Origin of the sequence: Oceanobacillus sp. FSL W7-1309 (assembly GCF_038002145.1) — a bacterium.
Taxonomy (GTDB): Bacteria; Bacillota; Bacilli; order Bacillales; family Amphibacillaceae; genus Oceanobacillus; species Oceanobacillus profundus.
Map to the genome: position 1 here is coordinate 1,159,090 of NZ_JBBOBX010000002.1, position 17,153 is coordinate 1,176,242.

Here is a 17,153-nt window from a genome sequence, read left to right on the forward strand (position 1 = left end):
CTTTCTTTTGTCATATTATCCTTTGTCTAGTAATTTCGTAAATGCTCCTCAAAACAACACCTTGAAGCCACAGACTTATAATTTAAATTTCTGTACAAGCCCATTCAATTCTTCTGCTAGGTTAGCAAGCTGGGATGATCCTGCAGCAATTTCATCCATCGAACTGCTTGATTGCTCCGAGGTTGCTGCGGCTTCTTCAACTCCTGCAGCTGCTTCTTCTGAAACAGAAGCAATCTCTTCGATTGAAGCATTCATCTCCTGACTGCTTGCGACTACTGCAGACAAGTTTTCTGCTGTTGCTTGAATATTTTCAGCCATATCCGTTACAGAAGCGCTGATTTTATGGAATGTTTCTCCTGTTGACTTAATTTGCGCTGTTCCAGCTTCAACCTCTTGATATCCCGTCATTAACGCATTTGCAACATCGCTGGATTCGCGTTGTATGTTCGTTGCAAAACCGGTGATATCAGAAACCGACTCTGATACTTGCTCAGCCAGCTTTCTCACCTCATCAGCTACAACGGCAAATCCTTTTCCTGATTCTCCTGCTCTTGCCGCTTCAATCGCAGCATTTAAAGCAAGTAAATTGGTCTGACTGGCAATATCTTGAATCACTTCGACAAGCTTTGTGATTTCCTGCGATTGTTTATCCAACGTTTCCATCTTTGTAACCGCTTCTTGGACAATGGTATCGATTTTCACCATTTGAGAATCCGAGGATGCCATCAATTGCATGCCCTCCTCTGTCATGTCTATTATATCGAGGGAAACAGTTCGAATTTGTTCTCCTTGTTGATTCGTTTCTTGGACACTGGAAGCAAAACTTCCCATCGCACTTGCAAGCTCACTTGCGCTATTTGCTTGTTTTTCAGTACCTTCAGCAATTTCCTGCATAGTAATTGCAATTTGCTCGGAGCCAGTTCTTACCTCCTGCGATGATTGTGTCATTTCTTCGCTCTTTGCCGAAACATTTTCTGATGCTTCAGCTACCTTTGATAAAGTAGCATGCAAATTGTCACGCATGGTTTGCATTGCACGTGTTAATTGTCCAACTTCATCTTCTTGCTGATTATCTTTAATGGCTATTCGTAAATTGCCTTTCGATAACTCTAGCATAAGCTCTGAGATTCTCCGTATCGGATTCGCTATCGTTCTGCTGAAGCGAATTGATACAAATAGAGCGATAATAATAAAGCCGACAACCATGATTACACTAATCCAGGAAAGCTGACTGTTTGTCGCACCAATTGTAGATATATCTTGTGAGATGCCAATGACACCAATTATTTCATTTCCTGTTGGACTAAGCATTGGTAAATAGGAATCCAATGTTTCCTCATTATGGTGTGAAACCTTTTGACCATTCATCACATTAGCTAGAATAGAAGCATCGCTCATCGTTCTTTCAATATTTTCTTCTTCAGAGGATTCCACAATTGTACCTTCCGTATTATACAAATTAATGTTAACGCCCTTTAGTTTTTCTTGTAATGCTTCTAGAAAATGATCATCGACACCCATCTGCAACGTTCCGATAATTTCCTGCTGATAAGAGATCGGAACAAAGGCTCTTACCGAAAGTCCAGATGTCCCAAATTCAAAACCAGAAATAGACTCGCCATCCAACGCATATTGAATTGCTTCCAAATTACTTTTGTCATCCCCATACTGAGTCGGTTCATGACCCCTTAGAAATACAATTCCATCTGTATCGCCATACTCAATTTTGTCAATCCCATGCTCTGAAAACAGTCGTGAATAAATGTCATTTACAAGATCTACTAATGTTTCACGGTCTCGTTGATGGTAAGCTTGTACGAACTCCAAATCTTGTGAATAGATTTCCGTTATTTTTTGGAGCTCTTCTGCAATGTTATCAAATTCTGATTGAATAATATGCTCCATCGTTTGCTGCTGGTCATCAATCAAATCATTGAACCCACTGTTCGTTGTTATCCAGATGACCGTTATGGTTATCCACATCGGTACAATCGTTAATACCAAAAATATCGTTAATAGTTTCTTTTTTAAACTGTCCATCCTTAAAAACTTTCTCATTCAATGCTCCCTCTCAACCTCTTTTAGAATATTGCACCCATTATAGTATCGGTAAACAAACAAAAAATTGAAGCGGAATGGTTGTTTTAATTCATTTCATAAAAACATATAATTAGAAACAGTAAAAACCAAAAAGGCTATGACCATTTTATTTTGGTCACAGCCTTTTTTCACATCCCATTTCGATTCATATAAAAAAATTGAATCAAAGCCCTAGCTATTATTTCGTCTTTGTTGATTAATTCGAACCAGACGCTCTAATTTATCAAGCTCATAAAATAACTCAATAATACTATTCGCAATTGGAAAAACGTACGTCCACTTTTCAAAGTCAGATCCTTGCAGGGCATCAATGATATTGTTAATGGTAACCTGCATTGCTACTTTCGTTTCTTTTTGCAAATCCTTATCCAAAATAACCTTATCTTCATACATTAATAAAACATTTTCGCTGTAAGCATTAATTTCAATAACCAACTTTTTGATTAAGTGAAATTTAGCACTCGATATATTTTCGATATTTTTAAAATTATTCTCCAGGTGCTGAATCAATGTATGTTTTTTTCGTAAAACTTTAATCATATGCTTATAAAGAATAATTGTTCGTAAGAAATCCGGACGCTTCTTAATGAACAAGCTATTTCGTTCATCGGAAATAATTTCATAATAATCTCGTGTACGCTGGATCATCTTCTCTAATTCTTTATCTTCATCCTTCATTTGCGGAACGCTCATTGTTTGATTCGGAATAACCCGGAGAAGGAAATTCGTTTTCTCACTTGCATTTTTTATCATCGAAAACAAGATTTTCTGATGGTCTGGTGGATATACAAGCACATTAACGATAAATGCGGATAGTACACCAATTGCAACAAGTGATAAACGTTCAATAATGTAAATGAAGTTAATTCCAGCGTCACTGACTAGCATAATTGTTACAATAGTCAGCACTGTTAAACTAACCGTCTTATTCAAACCGAGCCGTATGTTAATCGCAATTGAAATAATAACAACTGCGGCAACAGAGATTGGATGATTACCAAGCAATACCAATCCAGCTAAAGCAAACGCCACTCCCACGCTGTTTGAAATAACTACTTCTTTAATATACTTGAACGAACGCATGATAGATGGCTGCATCGCTAGTACAGCCGCAATTGCTGCTACAAGCTCCAACTCTAATCCAATTAAACCGGTAACGAGTAATGTCAAAGCCACCGCAAGGCCGGTTTTTACCATACGGGGCCCAATATTAAATTCCATTCTTTGCACCTCTCTAGCAGTAGTATACCCTTTTCATCTATAACTGTCACTATTAGGTTTTCGGCAATTTTTTTACAACTTTATTACGAAAGATTGTTATGAAAATTAATTGCTTACAAGCCTTTTATCATTAGTAGCGAATATTCGCGACTTCAGTTGTGTAGATGAATCAACTTCTCGTAACATCAGTTATGAGAGGTTCGAGCAAACGGTATAATCTTACTTATGCAAACAGGAATGACTTTATACGAAGTACTTAATTTAACCAGCTTCCTTCGTTTGTTCCGATTTATTCGATTGTTCGATGCTTCGCTTTCCCCACCATGTTGCTAAAATAGGACCAGAAATATTGTGCCATACACTAAAAATTGCACTTGGTACTGCAGCGATTGGTGCAAAATGCGTCAGTGCCAATGCGGCGCCAAGTCCTGAATTTTGCATTCCAACTTCGATTGAAACAGCTTTCTGATCTTTAAAATTCAACTTAAACAACTTCGCAATAACATAGCCCACAAGGAGACCCAAACAATTATGCAAGACTACAACAGCAAATATTAACAGTCCTGTCTCAGCAATCGAGCCTTTGTTTACCGCGACAACAGCAGCAGCCACTGCAACAATACCAATAACTGAAACTAATGGCAAAACTGAGACACTTTTATCTACTTGTTTACTAAATAAAAGACGAACGATTACTCCTAGCACAATCGGCAATAATACGACCTGTACAATCGACATAAACATATCACCAAACGATACTGGAAGCCATTGACTTGCTAGTAAAAATGTAAGTGAGGGTGTCATAATCGGTGCAAGCAAAGTTGAAACAGAAGTAACTGTAACCGATAATGCCGTATTACCTTTCGCCATAAATGTCATAACATTCGATGCTGTTCCCCCAGGACAACATCCAACAAGAATGACACCAACTGCAACCTCTGGCGGCAATTGGAAAAGATGTGCTAAACCAAATGCTAATAACGGCATAATGGTATATTGTGCCACCACTCCAATAAGTACACTTTTCGGTTGTTTAAAAATGCCTTTAAAATCATTTACGGATAATGTTAATCCCATCCCGAACATGATAATTCCTAAGAGGAGTGGGATACGTGGAGCAATCCACGCAAAGCCAGCAGGATATAAATAACTAAATATTGCGAAAATAATGACCCAAAGTGCGAATGTACTTGTTGCAAAATTACTGATTTTTCCTAATGTCTTCATCTAGCTGTTCCTCCTGCGTTCCTAATTATGTATTGAACGTTTTTCGTGTAAATGATTCGTTAAATGAAGATTCTATCATAATTCTATATAGAAAGATAGCTATTTTCTGTTAATTTAAAATAAAGCGTATTCATTTTAATTTAACAATGGACGGCTTGCCAACTATACATTGCATTCAATTTTAATAAGGAAAAACCTGCAAGAGAACGCTGCTCCTACAGGTCTGGTTTTTTTAATTAGATACCAATTGAAAAATACTTCACTTCTAAATATTCTTCCATACCATGGTGACCACCTTCGCGACCGAGTCCGCTTTCCTTGAATCCCCCAAACGGAGCTTGTACAGTAGAAGGCATGCCATCGTTAATTCCAACAATTCCATATTCCAGCTTTTCTCCTATACGGACTGCTTTTGATATACTTTCTGTGAATAGGTAAGCAGCTAGCCCATATGGCGTGTTGTTAGCGCGATCAATCACTTCCGATTCTGTCGTAAATGTTGATATCGGTGCCAACGGTCCGAATGTTTCCTCATTCATACACAGCATCTCTTCGGTTACCCCTTTCAGTACAGTTGGTTCAACAAAATATCCATCTGATTCCTGATAGGATTCCCCTCCGTGAATAAGTTCAGCACCTTGATCAAGCGCATCCTTTAAATGTTGATTAACTTTTTCATATGCATCTTTGTCAATTAATGGGCCAATATCTACCCCTTCATCCATGCCATTGCCAACCTTTAGCTGGCTAACTTTTTGCTTAAATTTATCCGTAAATGCATCTACAACGTCCTCATGCACATAAATTCGGTTACTGCAAACACAGGTTTGCCCTGCATTTCGGAATTTCGAACGTACTGCCCCTTCTGCCGCTTTATCAAGATCCGCATCATTCATGACAATTAGTGGTGCATGTCCACCTAATTCCAAGGATATCTTTTTCACCGTGTCAGCCGATTTACGCATCAGAACCTTTCCAACCTCGGTAGATCCCGTAAACGAAACCTTGCGTACACGTGTATCCTCCATCCAAGCGTCACTAATTTCACCTGAATCTCCAGGTAGAATTTCTAGAACCCCCTCTGGTATCCCAGCTTTTTGCGCTAAATTCCCAAGTTTTATTGCTGTTAGCGGGGTTGCACTCGCAGGCTTCACAACCGCTGTGCAGCCTGCAGCCAGAGCGGGGGCTACTTTTCTAGTAATCATTGCCGCAGGGAAATTCCATGGTGTAATGGCAGCAATTACTCCTACTGGCTGCTTATGTACCATGATCCGTTTATTACGGGCCGAAGCTGGGATTGTTTCCCCATAAACGCGTTTTCCTTCCTCAGCATACCAAGAAATGAAGTTATTGGCATACGTAACTTCACCCTTTGCTTCTTCAAGTGGTTTTCCTTGCTCCAGCGTCATTGTCTTCGCAATATCTTCCACTTCTTCCTGAATCAAGTGATGCCATTTCATTAACAGCTCACTACGCTCTTCTGCCGTTCTCTCCGACCACTCCTGGAATGCTTTATAAGCACGGTCTACTGCTGCAGTTGCTTCTTCCTTACCAGCACGTGGGATGGATTCAATCTTTTCACCGTTCGCAGGATTAACAACATCAATCATTGCTTTTGTTTCTGACATCTTGCATTCCTCCTACATATTATTGTCCTCTATTCCATACTATTACCTACTTTTAAATCTATGAAACATTTTAGTAGAAATCAAGTATCCTTTTGATGGACATATGTAAAACGAGCCCTGCCAATAGCAAGACTCGTTCGTTCATAATCATTCCTATTTTTCTCTTTTAATAATTTCAAGTGTTTCATTGAATTCATGCTCTACCGCTTCATTTCGCTTATATGTCAGTAGACTGACAACGACCGCAACTAGTAAACATAATAAAAAGCCTGGTACAATTTCATATAGGTATTTGGAAAGTTTGGAAGTTCCCCAAACAAATACGGTAACCGCACCAACAATCATACCCCACATCGCACCGATTCCTGTAATTTTTCTCCAATATAGTGTTAGAAGAATAATTGGTCCAAAGGAAGCCCCAAAGCCTGCCCAGGCAAAGGATACAAGATCAAGAATCGTATCGTTTTGCTGCCAAGCAAAAATCATGGCAATGGCCGAAACAAATAATACAGCCAACCTTCCAAGATTCACAAGCTGCTTATCACTTGCATCTGATTTAAATACAGCCTTATAAATATCTTCAACCAATGCCGAGGAGGTTACGATTAATTGCGAGGACACCGTACTCATAATCGCTGCCAATACAGCTGCAAGCATGATTCCGGCAATAAATGGATGGAAAATAATTTGACCTAATTGGATAAAAACTGCTTCATGGTTTGTTAATGTAATATCAGGATTTTGCTGAAAATATGCAACACCCACTAGAGCAGTAGCTGCTGCACCAACTAAAGAAAGAAACATCCAGCCAATTCCGATTCTCCTTGCTTTTTTCGTTTCCTTTACCGATTGAATCGCCATAAATCTTACAATAATATGCGGCTGTCCAAAATAACCTAATCCCCACGCTAAGGAGGAGATGACTCCAGTAGCTGTTGCTGTTGCAAAGAAGCTAAGCAGTGTTGGATCAAATTCTTGAATTGTACTTATCGTATCGCCAATCCCACCAGTTAGAAAAACACCGAAAATCGGGACAAGGACAAGTGCAAGAAACATCATCGTCCCTTGTACCACATCCGTAAAGCTAACCGCAAGGAAGCCACCAATAAATGTATAGACAATGGTTACACCTGCAACAACAAGTAGACCCGTATGATAGTTATAACCAAATGAGCTTTCAAAGAAAACTCCACCTGCTACCATCCCTGACGAAACGTAAAATGTAAAATAAACTAAAATTATAATACCAGATACGATTCGTAATACTTTTGAGTTATCTTTCAACCGATTATCAAAAAAGCTCGGAATGGTAATCGAATTATTTGATACTTGTGTATAAACGCGAAGTCGTGGTGCAACAAAAATCCAGTTTAACCAAGCACCAAGAAGCAGCCCAATTGCTATCCAACCTTCTACAAGCCCTGAAAGATAAATAGCACCAGGAAGTCCCATCAATAGCCATTGTGACATATCTGAAGCTCCAGCACTAAGTGCCGACACCGTCGCATTTAGATTTCTTCCTCCAAGCATGTAATCATCTAAGTTCGTTGTTCGCTTGTATGCATACAAGCCAATGGCTATCATTGCAATTAAATAAAGGATAATTGCAAGTAGCTGATATGTATAATCTGACATGTAATTCCCCCTTTGATTGAGCATTTTTCAATTTTAAAATTTTTATAACGCGGTTTAACTGAATTAGTTTTTTAGAATTATCGCATAAAAACGTGGATAAAACCAATTTTTAATAAAAAAACATAGAGTTAAATTGGTATGCAAGTAAAAAGTTTTGCTCGTACTTGCATCAAATCTTTCTGCTATACTAGCTTTTTATTTCGCTTCTTTCTCCATAATACAAACAACGAGAAAGCTGCTGCCCCAGTAATAATTGGTGATTTTTTCAGTTTATTTTCTTTCGTATAAAAGACATCCTTCATTACGAGATTCAGATTTTGCGGTCGCTCTGCTAAGCGGCGCATGAAATAGCCGAACCAATCCGTCCCAAAAGGAATATATGTGCAAAATTTATAGCCTTCTTGCCTCAGCTCACTATGCATTTCTGTACGAAATCCATAAAGCATTTGAAACTCAAACTTATCCTTACGTATATTATTCTCCTTTACAAACGCTTTCATTTCATTGATGATTCGATGGTCATGCGTAGCAATTGAAGTAAAAGCATCACCTAGTAAGCGCCCCTTCGCAAGCTTAATAAAATTGGCATCAATATCTTCCTTTGATTGAAAAGCTACCGCTTCGCTTTCTTTGTATGCACCTTTCACCATACGAATGCGAACATCCTGAAGCTGTTTTAGATCGTCCTCTGCTCGATATAAATACGTCTGTATTACGGTTCCGATATTATCAAATTTTTGTCGTAATACTTCTAGAATCTCGAGTGTCTTTTCATAATGTATATATTTTTCCATATCGATATTGATAAAGATATTATAGGATCCAGCTTTCTCCAAAATCTCAACCATGTTCTTTATGCAGTATTCCCGATCAATATCAAGACCGATCTGGGTTAATTTCAAGGAAACATGACAATCTAAATTTTCTTCGTGAATTTTATCTAACACACTTAAAATTTCAGCTTTAGCAAAAGCCGCTTCTTCTATCTCATACACGAATTCCCCTAAATTATCTAATGTACAGGATATTCCATGAGCATTTATTTCTTTTACTGTCTCTACTACACTATCAATATCGATTCCTGCAACAAACTTTTCTGCCCCAAGCCGAAATCCCCATTTTTTTGCATTTGCATTTAAAATTTTATTGTTTGATAAACTAATAAAAAAATCTCTTGTTAGATTTCCCATAGCTGCCGCTCCTTTAAAAGTTACTTGTTCTAAGTTAAGCCCTAGCCTGAACGTTAATTTTGCGGCAAGCCTTTCACCTGCCGCAAAACCATCCATTAAAATGTTTCTGATACAATTTTAGCTTCTAGAAAATGCTGCAAGTAATCTGGTCCACCTGCTTTGGAATCAGTGCCTGACATCTTAAAACCGCCAAATGGCTGGTATCCAACAATGGCAGCTGTACAGCCACGATTGAAATAAAGATTTCCAACATGGAAATCATAACGTGCTCGGTTTAAATGCTCACGGTTATTTGAAATAACTGCACCAGTTAAGCCATATTCTGTGTTGTTCGCGATTTCCAGCATTTCATCAAAATCTTGAGCTTTGGCAAAGGCTACAACCGGTCCGAAAATTTCCTCCTGCATGATTCTAGCGCTTGGATCTACATCTTTGAAAATCGTTGGATGAATAAAGAAACCAGTGGAGTCATCGGTTTTGCCACCATACGCAAGCTCGCCCTCTGCTTTTCCAATTTCAATGTAATCTTTAATTTTATCAAACTGCTTTTGATTCACGACGGCACCCATATAGACATTTTCTTCAGTTGGGTTTCCAACCGACAGCTTCTTCGTAAGAGCAATCGATTTTTCAAGTACTTCATCATACACATCTTGGTGAATTACAGCTCTCGAGCAAGCAGAACATTTCTGTCCAGAGAAACCAAATGCAGAGTTAACAATCGCATCCGCAGCCAAATCTAAATCCGCATCTTTATCCACAATAATTGTGTCTTTTCCACCCATCTCAGCAATGACACGCTTTAGAAATTGTTGTCCTTCCTGTACTTTGGCGGCACGTTCATAAATTCTTGTTCCAGTTGCACGAGATCCAGTAAAGTTAATAAAATGTGTTTCTTTATGGTCTACAAGGTAGTCACCAATTTCTGCTGGATCTCCTGGTACAAAGTTCAATACTCCTCTTGGCAAACCAGCTTCCTCTAACACTTCGACTAGTTTATAAGCAATAACTGGCGTGTTTTCCGATGGCTTTAACAGCACTGGATTTCCAGCTACAATCGGTGCTGCCACGGTCCCGCATACAATCGCAAAAGCAAAGTTCCATGGTGGGATAACAACACCAGGTCCCATTGGTTGGTAAAAATACGCGTTATGCTCATTTGGACGATCTGCTAACGGCTTTCCTTTTCCTAGCTCAATCATTTGACGACCATAATATTCTAAGAAGTCGATTCCTTCAGCAGTATCTCCATCAGCCTGATCCCAGGGCTTTCCAGCATCGAGTACTAGCCATGCGGAGAATTCATGCTTGCGTCTGCGTACAATTGCTGCTGCTCGGAATAATAGATCGGCTCGCTCCTGTACTGACCAGGTTTTCCAAGTTTTAAAGGCACGCTGTGCACTCTCCATAGCCTGCTCAACATGATTCTTCGTTGCTTTTGACACTTTCCCGATAATTTGTTCTTTATTGCCAGGGTTTATTGAAACAAGCTTGTCTTCTGTAAATATTTTCTCTCCATCAATTACGAGTGGATATTCTTTTCCTAACTCACCCTTAACCTGCTCAAGTGCTTCTTGAAACTGTTGTCGATTTTGATCATCTTTAAAATCTGTAAATGGCTCGTGTTTAAATGGCAAAACCATTGAATATACCTCCTTAAAATTAATAAGAATTCAGCTAGAATAATAGTTTTATTTCCTGCCTCATCAATGAACAAGCAAATTTCATGCCAACTTTTTATTTTTTTTACCATTTCAACGAAAACGCTTACAGTGATAAGGTTTTTTTTATTGTTTATGTTGAAACATGTATAAAAATGGCCAGGCATCGTTGTACACTCTGTTTACATAAGTGTAAAAAATATATACAATATTCTTTACACTAGAAATTGTATGGAGTGATTTGATGGCTCATGAAAAGTTCTACCTTAATACAATTCTTTCTTTAGAAGATGATGCAATTACAATTATTGATACCGATCAACAAGTTCATTTTTGGAATGCTGCTGCTGTTCAAACGTATAATATTGAACAATCCGCTATCCTTCACCAACCAATTACCAACTTTTTTCACAGTGATGATTTAATTGTGTTACAGGTGCTTGCATCACAGGAACCAGTTAAAAACACGTATCATCAGCCGCGTAAAGATAAGCATGTCGTAATAAACGCTGCTCCAATATATAATGAAAAGCAGGAGTTAGTGGGCGCTGCGTCCATTGAAAGAGATATCACGCAAATTGTAAAGTTAAATAACAATTTGGAAACAACAGCTGCAGAGCTAAATGAACTTAGGCAGAGAGTGAATATGAACCATGAGGAAACACCATTTTCAAAATTAAAAGGAAGGAGCTTTTCCCTTCAACAGACGATTCAAATTGCTAGAAAAGCTGCAAAAACAAATGCCACAACACTCATTCTTGGCGAAAGTGGAACCGGAAAAGAAATATGCGCAAGAGCCATTCACGAAGCAAGCGATCGAAAGAGTGGACCCTTTGTTCCAGTGAACTGTGGAGCTATCCCAAGTGCATTATTTGAAAGTGAGCTATTAGGCTATGAAGGTGGATCATTTACAGGTGCAGAGAAGAATGGAAAAGCAGGAAAAATTGAAATGGCACATGGTGGGACTTTGTTTCTCGATGAGGTTGGAGAGCTCCCATTAGAAATGCAAGTTAAGCTGCTTCGGGTGCTTCAGGAAAACCGGATTTATCGAATTGGCGATTCTACTGGCAGGAAAGTAGATGTACGATTTGTCGCAGCAACAAATCAAAATCTAGGAGTGCTTATGGAAGAAAAGGAATTCAGATCAGATTTATTTTACCGATTAAACGTCATTCAACTGACCATGCCCCCGCTCCGAGAGCGGATTGATGATATCCCTGAGCTGACGCAATTATTTCTTAAACAATTCGCTATCCAGCATCAAGTTCCGACCCCAGAAATTGAACAGGACGCAATTCACATTTTACTCGAATACGACTGGCCAGGAAATGTTCGTGAACTTCGAAACTTTATGGAACGCATTATAATTCTTTCTGAAAAACCATTTATTACAAAACAGGATATATTAGATTACTTTCCTAATCCTACAATTCAACAAAACCGTAAAGAATTAGTGACGAGCCATTTACTGCCGCAAGAAAAAGCAGCGATGGAAAGGCAACGTATTGAAGAAATGCTGAGGCAAACGAATGGAAACAAAGCGCTTACCGCGAAGAAATTGGGTATATCCCGTATGACACTGTATAATAAAATAAAAAAATATGGGATTTAAAGGATTAGGGATCTATAAAACAGACTTCATTTTATCGTGTAAATTACAAAAATGCCACAGCGTGTTTATTCACTCATTGTGGCATTTTCTTTATTCCGGCGTATTATTTCTCAATATCGAATTTCTCTTCCGTTCACTGTTAACCAGTCTTCCCACTATTATCCAAATACGTTCAATAGCATCGCAATGCTCATTTTCCAATCTATTTGATAACTTTTATTAAATGTTCGATTCCCATAGGTTTCATTTTTTATTTTTTCCATTCGGTCATACGCAATACTTTTATAAATAGCAATGTCCATTTGCACGATTGCTTCCTCCCTTATTGTTGATTCTATTTCATCATACAACTGGGAAGACTTCTGGTCGTCGGCTCAGGGCCTGAAATTCGGTAACAATTATTTCCTACCGTAGCTTCAGAACCTCTACATCTTAGGTCTGAAAATATGTTCTATATAACCTAGCAGAGGAAGCTTCTTACGGTAGAGTAAAATCATTTGTTTAGGGTCTCAATTATACGAGAGCCACCTCATTTAATTTAGTTAACATCCCTGTTACCTCCTTTCTTAAAAATCAATTGCTACATACTTATTAACGCATGGATAGGGCTGTACAAACAAGTGAAAAAATAATTATAATCGTTTTATACAACTCTTCAACCGGCGCTAAATTATTTGAACCCGAAAAAGCGTGAAGCTCCATTTAGCAGCTTCACGCTTTTATAACATATATGATAAGCACTCAATCATGATTATTCCGTACTTTATAAATGATTTTTCGAATGCTGTCAATTGACAAATGAAACTTCCGTTCTAATTCTTCCAATGTTTTTCCATTATTGTATAATTGGAAAATTTCTTCATTCCGTTTTGCGATTAACGCTCGCGATCCACTCACTTCTCCCCAGCCTGCCCGCTCACTTTTTGCTTTTGGGATATAAATCAAGTCACCCTGAATATATTTCTGCATTTCTTTCAGCAAACTAGGGGGAAGGACCTCTTTTGCATTTTTGTATTGCACGATTTACGTCCTCCTTGTTAACCTGTACATCTATATCAAAATCGAATTGTATGATGCTCATCTCACACCTACTCCTTTCCTTGAATTTTATTTATAATGACATACTACTCTACTGAAAAGTATAAACGATCTTTCCGATTATGGAAAGATGCTAATTTTCTGAATGAAAACTCCAAATAAATGGGGCCGCAAGACACGGCCCCAGGTAGAGATTCCCGCTATGCGGAAATCACCTCTGCATTTGTAATCAATATAATCAGCCTCCTTTCACAAGAGTCTATCGGTCCGACATCTTAATTAACGCATACCTACCCTACTGCTCTCAAGAGAAAGAATAATTATAATTGTTTTATCCTTTCCCGCATTTGCAAACTAAGATTATTTCATCATTGTCAACTAATTACAATTTAGGTTGACAATGAAACTTCCTTCGACGTATAATCCAAATAGTAAGATAATTAACCAGCCAAATAAGCCTTCTAAAAATTTAATTTGAATAAGGAGCTTTGTATGATGAATGAAAAAAGCAAGAGACTTAGAATTCTACTCAATTGTTCGATTTTCGCAGCAATAACAGCAATTTTAGCGCAAATCGAAATCCCACTGCCATTAATTCCGATAAGTGGACAAACTCTAGCTGTCGGAATTGCCGCTACTGTTTTAGGCAGTCGTCAGGGTGCTCTAGCAATGTTATGCTATGCAGCCATTGGCGCAGTCGGAATTCCTGTTTTTGCAGGTTTTAGTGGCGGACCACAAGTATTAGTAGGTCCATCAGGAGGTTACATTTTCGGCTTCATTGCAGCCGCCTATATCACCGGGTTAATTTTAGAAAAAACTAGGTTTACGGTTCGTATGGCCTTGATTGCCAATATTGCGGGGATGTTTGTTACACTGGTATTTGGTACAATCCAACTAAAAATTGTTTTAGATTTAGGCTGGAATGCAGCTTTAACAGCTGGAGTGTATCCATTTCTTATCGTCGGTTTCATCAAAGCATATCTAGCAAGCTTGATTGGTATCATTGTACGACAACGATTAATTCAAGCGAAGCTGATTAATGGTACGCAAAGAGAGATTGCTTCTTAAATGGATGTCGAGGGACGCCAATGTTCGTCCCTCCTTCGCTTTACAGATCTCCAATTAGACTTTTAGCGAGATAAACATTTATTAATAGACAATTATTTTCATTCCTCACAAGCTCAGTAGTCCAATTTCCTGAAATCATTTCTTCAAGCTGCTTCGCCTGCTCCTCACTTATTCTCAACTGACAAAAACCATCATCTTTTAACTCATAATCACGATCTTCGAGTTTATCAAATTTCAGTTGCAATAAATTTTTCAGACCATTGAATGTAACAAATTTTATGGAATACCCTTCAATTAAAATCTTTTGAAACTCCGCTGTCCCTAGCCTTTCTTCAAGCTGAATCAATTCATTAAAATCAAAGCTTGCATGATAAGTACGAAAGCCTTCCATATCTTTTCTTTCTACCTGTTGCATAATTTCCTGATTAGACACACCGTTTTTTCGGAGTGTTTCAATTATGTAAGCATCCATTAACGAAATCTTGTTCACCATTTCCATTACCTCCTGTATGTATTTCTGCTTTTCCTTTATTGATTACAAAGTAAGACTCCCAACTCATTATACCTTTTCACCCATTTTATCAAAAATTTATTGACAGTATAAATTCCACCTGTTATGGTTATACACATAAGTATATAACCATAATAGAAGATAACCAAAAAGGAGGGTAGCCAATGAAACGTAATTTTGATGAAGATAAACCAATTTATATACAAGTACGAGAACAAATTGAAGATCAGATTATCAATCAGCAGTTGAAAGCGAATGACCAGGCACCTTCTACAAATCAGCTCGTTCATTACTATAAAATCAACCATGCGACAGTTTCTAAAGGAATAAACCAGCTTGTAGACGAAGAAATACTATTTAAGAAAAGAGGTATCGGTATGTTTGTAGCTGAAGGAGCAAGAGACAAACTGCTTGAAAAACGACGTAAATCATTTATGGAGGACTATATCGTCACACTTGTTCAAGAAGCCAATAAATTAGAAATTACGACAGAGGACATCCTCACCTATATTAAAAAAGTGAAAGGAAGTGGAAAGTAATGCATATTAAAGCTACCAATCTGCAGCTTGCATATGGACGTGACCCGGTACTCCATGACATGAATTTTGAGATACACGAACCAAAAATCTATGGACTGCTTGGAAGAAATGGTGCAGGTAAAACATCGCTCCTATCCATTATTGGATCATTCCGCGAAGCTACTTCTGGCGATTTACGAATTAATGGTGTCGCCCCATTTGAAAATGCTCAGATTATGCAAGATGTAACATTTATGTACAATAAGGATTTTACTGGTGAAACAGATTCCCCATCAACTATCGTCAAATATCTTGGGCGCTACCGTCCACATTTTGATTTAGAATACGCGATGAAACTAATAAGAAAATTCAAATTAGAAGGTAATAAATCAGTAGCCAAACTATCAAAAGGTAAGCAATCTGCATTTAATGTCGTTGTTGGATTAGCGAACAGGTCACCAATTACGATATTTGATGAAGTATATCTTGGAATGGATGCACCAGCTCGCGATTTATTTTATAAAGAACTATTAAAGGATCAAGAATTGCATCCACGAATTATCATTCTGTCTACCCATCTTGTCTCAGAAATGGATTATTTATTTGATGAGGTAATGATTATTCATGAAGGAAGAATACTTCTCCAAGAACCCTACGATGCAATCGTTTCTCGTGGTGTAACTGTAGTCGGAGGCAAGGATGCTGTGGCCAGATTTGCTGCAAACAAAGAAATACTTAACGAGGAGCAATTAGGAGACACAAAATCTGTAACGATTTACGGTGAAATGAATGAAGCCGATCGATTAGCTGCTTCAGAATTAGGGCTTACAATTGGTCCCGTATCACTCCAAGATCTATTTATCCAGCTTACAAAGGAGGATGATGAACATGAATAGACCTAGTCTTTTCCCTAAAGTTTCCTTGGATTTATTTTGGGTACAGCTTACTTGGACGTTTTGGGCACTCGGTATTCACCTCATCATTAATATCGGTAAAATTTTCTTAAGCGAACACCTAGATACATTCTACAGTGCCAGCTATGTAGCAGGTAATATTTATATGTTCGTCATCGGTATTATTGCCATAAATTTTCTGCCCTATTATGTAGAACATGGTATAACACGTAAAGATTATTTCCTTGGAAATGTGATTGCAAGTTTTGGCTTATCTATCGTTATTCCGATTCTCACCTATCTGATTAGCTTGGTAGAAAAATTAATTGTTACTAATTTTTCTCAGATTGCATTAGCAGACCGTACGTTAGAGGATATTGTTATCGATATTGACGGTAATATTATTGGTGAGGTTCTTTTATCGTTCCTACTAACACCATTTATTAGTCCGGAATCTAATATTTTTCTATCACTTGGCTTATTCAGCCTACATCTATTCGTATTTTATCTTGTTGGCTGGCTGATTAGTGCTGCATTTTATCGCATAAACGTTCTTTTCGGTATATTATTTATTGCTGTGGCAATTGCAATCATCGCAGTTAAGGACTCCATGATACGATTAGTGCTAGATATACCGCTATTCGAAAACTTCTCAGCATTAGATATTGTTCCAAATGGCTTGGCATGGCCGATCGTATTCGTTACAATACTTATAACAATTATACTTATTCGTCTGTTAACGAAACGTGCTGCATTGAAAATATAGAGTGAAACTTCATTCAGTGGGGATTCTCTTCCTCCCTACTGAATGTTAGGACTGTATAGAAAATCCACAGGTCCTTGAACATAAT

The 17,153-nt window shown here is 38.1% G+C and carries 15 protein-coding genes; 5 read left to right on the forward strand and 10 right to left on the reverse strand.

Annotated elements, in window-relative coordinates; translation table 11 throughout:
* Positions 1 to 75 precede the first annotated feature (75 nt).
* The 7 genes from NST46_RS18435 to pruA form a co-directional block, all read right to left on the reverse strand.
* Positions 76 to 2,058 carry a methyl-accepting chemotaxis protein gene (locus NST46_RS18435; protein WP_303450152.1) on the reverse strand — a complete coding sequence of 661 codons (1,983 nt, stop codon included), beginning with the start codon at positions 2,056 to 2,058 and terminating at the stop codon, positions 76 to 78.
* Positions 2,059 to 2,271: 213 nt separating this feature from the next.
* Positions 2,272 to 3,321, reverse strand: coding sequence for an FUSC family protein (locus NST46_RS18440; RefSeq protein ID WP_095307415.1), 1,050 nt, complete (start codon positions 3,319 to 3,321; stop codon positions 2,272 to 2,274).
* 261 nt (positions 3,322 to 3,582) lie between these two features.
* Positions 3,583 to 4,548: a bile acid:sodium symporter family protein gene (locus NST46_RS18445; protein ID WP_095307416.1), complete on the reverse strand. Its 966-nt coding sequence runs from the start codon at positions 4,546 to 4,548 to the stop codon at positions 3,583 to 3,585.
* Positions 4,549 to 4,784: 236 nt separating this feature from the next.
* On the reverse strand, positions 4,785 to 6,176 hold the full coding sequence (locus NST46_RS18450) for an NAD-dependent succinate-semialdehyde dehydrogenase (RefSeq protein ID WP_118890292.1): 1,392 nt from the start codon (positions 6,174 to 6,176) through the stop codon (positions 4,785 to 4,787).
* Positions 6,177 to 6,329: 153 nt separating this feature from the next.
* On the reverse strand, positions 6,330 to 7,811 hold the full coding sequence (gene putP, locus NST46_RS18455; protein WP_095307418.1) for a sodium/proline symporter PutP: 1,482 nt from the start codon (positions 7,809 to 7,811) through the stop codon (positions 6,330 to 6,332).
* Between the two features lie 182 nt (positions 7,812 to 7,993).
* On the reverse strand, positions 7,994 to 9,001 hold the full coding sequence (locus NST46_RS18460) for a proline dehydrogenase family protein (protein WP_118890293.1): 1,008 nt from the start codon (positions 8,999 to 9,001) through the stop codon (positions 7,994 to 7,996).
* A gap of 95 nt (positions 9,002 to 9,096) precedes the next feature.
* Positions 9,097 to 10,644, reverse strand: a complete 1,548-nt coding sequence (pruA, locus tag NST46_RS18465) for an L-glutamate gamma-semialdehyde dehydrogenase (protein WP_095307419.1) — start codon at positions 10,642 to 10,644, stop codon at positions 9,097 to 9,099.
* A 262-nt stretch (positions 10,645 to 10,906) separates the two neighbouring features.
* Between pruA and NST46_RS18470 the strand changes: the two genes are divergently transcribed.
* Positions 10,907 to 12,274: a sigma-54 interaction domain-containing protein gene (locus tag NST46_RS18470; RefSeq protein ID WP_095307421.1), complete on the forward strand. Its 1,368-nt coding sequence runs from the start codon at positions 10,907 to 10,909 to the stop codon at positions 12,272 to 12,274.
* Between the two features lie 158 nt (positions 12,275 to 12,432).
* On the opposite strand, the gene NST46_RS18475 is transcribed toward NST46_RS18470, so the two are convergent.
* Together NST46_RS18475 and NST46_RS18480 are read right to left on the reverse strand one after the other, a co-directional pair.
* Positions 12,433 to 12,582, reverse strand: coding sequence for a hypothetical protein (locus tag NST46_RS18475; RefSeq protein WP_158586301.1), 150 nt, complete (start codon positions 12,580 to 12,582; stop codon positions 12,433 to 12,435).
* 433 nt (positions 12,583 to 13,015) lie between these two features.
* Positions 13,016 to 13,294, reverse strand: a complete 279-nt coding sequence (locus NST46_RS18480; RefSeq protein ID WP_095307422.1) for a CD3324 family protein — start codon at positions 13,292 to 13,294, stop codon at positions 13,016 to 13,018.
* A gap of 513 nt (positions 13,295 to 13,807) precedes the next feature.
* Between NST46_RS18480 and NST46_RS18485 the strand changes: the two genes are divergently transcribed.
* Entirely contained in the window at positions 13,808 to 14,380 is a 573-nt protein-coding gene (locus tag NST46_RS18485; protein ID WP_095307424.1) for a biotin transporter BioY, read from the forward strand.
* 40 nt (positions 14,381 to 14,420) lie between these two features.
* Here the strand turns inward: NST46_RS18485 and NST46_RS18490 are convergent, their stop codons facing one another.
* Complete coding sequence (locus NST46_RS18490; RefSeq protein WP_095307426.1) at positions 14,421 to 14,873, reverse strand: hypothetical protein; 453 nt, start codon at positions 14,871 to 14,873, stop codon at positions 14,421 to 14,423.
* A 182-nt stretch (positions 14,874 to 15,055) separates the two neighbouring features.
* Between NST46_RS18490 and NST46_RS18495 the strand changes: the two genes are divergently transcribed.
* Genes NST46_RS18495 through NST46_RS18505 form a run of 3 tightly spaced genes read left to right on the forward strand, consistent with a single transcriptional unit; the run spans position 15,056 to position 17,068 of the window.
* Positions 15,056 to 15,430 (forward strand): GntR family transcriptional regulator, encoded by a 375-nt coding sequence (locus NST46_RS18495; protein WP_095307428.1) that lies wholly within the window; start codon positions 15,056 to 15,058, stop codon positions 15,428 to 15,430.
* Entirely contained in the window at positions 15,430 to 16,305 is an 876-nt protein-coding gene (locus NST46_RS18500) for an ATP-binding cassette domain-containing protein (protein WP_095307431.1), read from the forward strand. The genes NST46_RS18495 and NST46_RS18500 overlap by 1 nt, the downstream gene beginning before the upstream one ends.
* A complete protein-coding gene (locus tag NST46_RS18505; RefSeq protein ID WP_095307432.1) occupies positions 16,298 to 17,068 on the forward strand; it encodes a hypothetical protein in 771 nt (256 codons plus the stop codon). The genes NST46_RS18500 and NST46_RS18505 overlap by 8 nt, the downstream gene beginning before the upstream one ends.
* Positions 17,069 to 17,153: the final 85 nt, after the last annotated feature.

Excerpts from the sequence above, each read along its gene's own strand:
- NST46_RS18495 (WP_095307428.1), top strand. The coding sequence starts at position 15,056 with ATGAAACGTAATTTTGATGAAGATAAACCAATTTATATACAAGTACGA.
- NST46_RS18450 (WP_118890292.1), bottom strand. The coding sequence starts at position 6,176 with ATGTCAGAAACAAAAGCAATGATTGATGTTGTTAATCCTGCGAACGGT.
- NST46_RS18505 (WP_095307432.1), top strand. The coding sequence starts at position 16,298 with ATGAATAGACCTAGTCTTTTCCCTAAAGTTTCCTTGGATTTATTTTGG.
- NST46_RS18500 (WP_095307431.1), top strand. The coding sequence starts at position 15,430 with ATGCATATTAAAGCTACCAATCTGCAGCTTGCATATGGACGTGACCCG.
- NST46_RS18440 (WP_095307415.1), bottom strand. The coding sequence starts at position 3,321 with ATGGAATTTAATATTGGGCCCCGTATGGTAAAAACCGGCCTTGCGGTG.
- NST46_RS18445 (WP_095307416.1), bottom strand. The coding sequence starts at position 4,548 with ATGAAGACATTAGGAAAAATCAGTAATTTTGCAACAAGTACATTCGCA.
- pruA (WP_095307419.1), bottom strand. The coding sequence starts at position 10,644 with ATGGTTTTGCCATTTAAACACGAGCCATTTACAGATTTTAAAGATGAT.
- NST46_RS18470 (WP_095307421.1), top strand. The coding sequence starts at position 10,907 with ATGGCTCATGAAAAGTTCTACCTTAATACAATTCTTTCTTTAGAAGAT.
- putP (WP_095307418.1), bottom strand. The coding sequence starts at position 7,811 with ATGTCAGATTATACATATCAGCTACTTGCAATTATCCTTTATTTAATT.
- NST46_RS18490 (WP_095307426.1), bottom strand. The coding sequence starts at position 14,873 with ATGGTGAACAAGATTTCGTTAATGGATGCTTACATAATTGAAACACTC.
- NST46_RS18485 (WP_095307424.1), top strand. The coding sequence starts at position 13,808 with ATGAATGAAAAAAGCAAGAGACTTAGAATTCTACTCAATTGTTCGATT.
- NST46_RS18460 (WP_118890293.1), bottom strand. The coding sequence starts at position 9,001 with ATGGGAAATCTAACAAGAGATTTTTTTATTAGTTTATCAAACAATAAA.
- NST46_RS18435 (WP_303450152.1), bottom strand. The coding sequence starts at position 2,058 with ATGAGAAAGTTTTTAAGGATGGACAGTTTAAAAAAGAAACTATTAACG.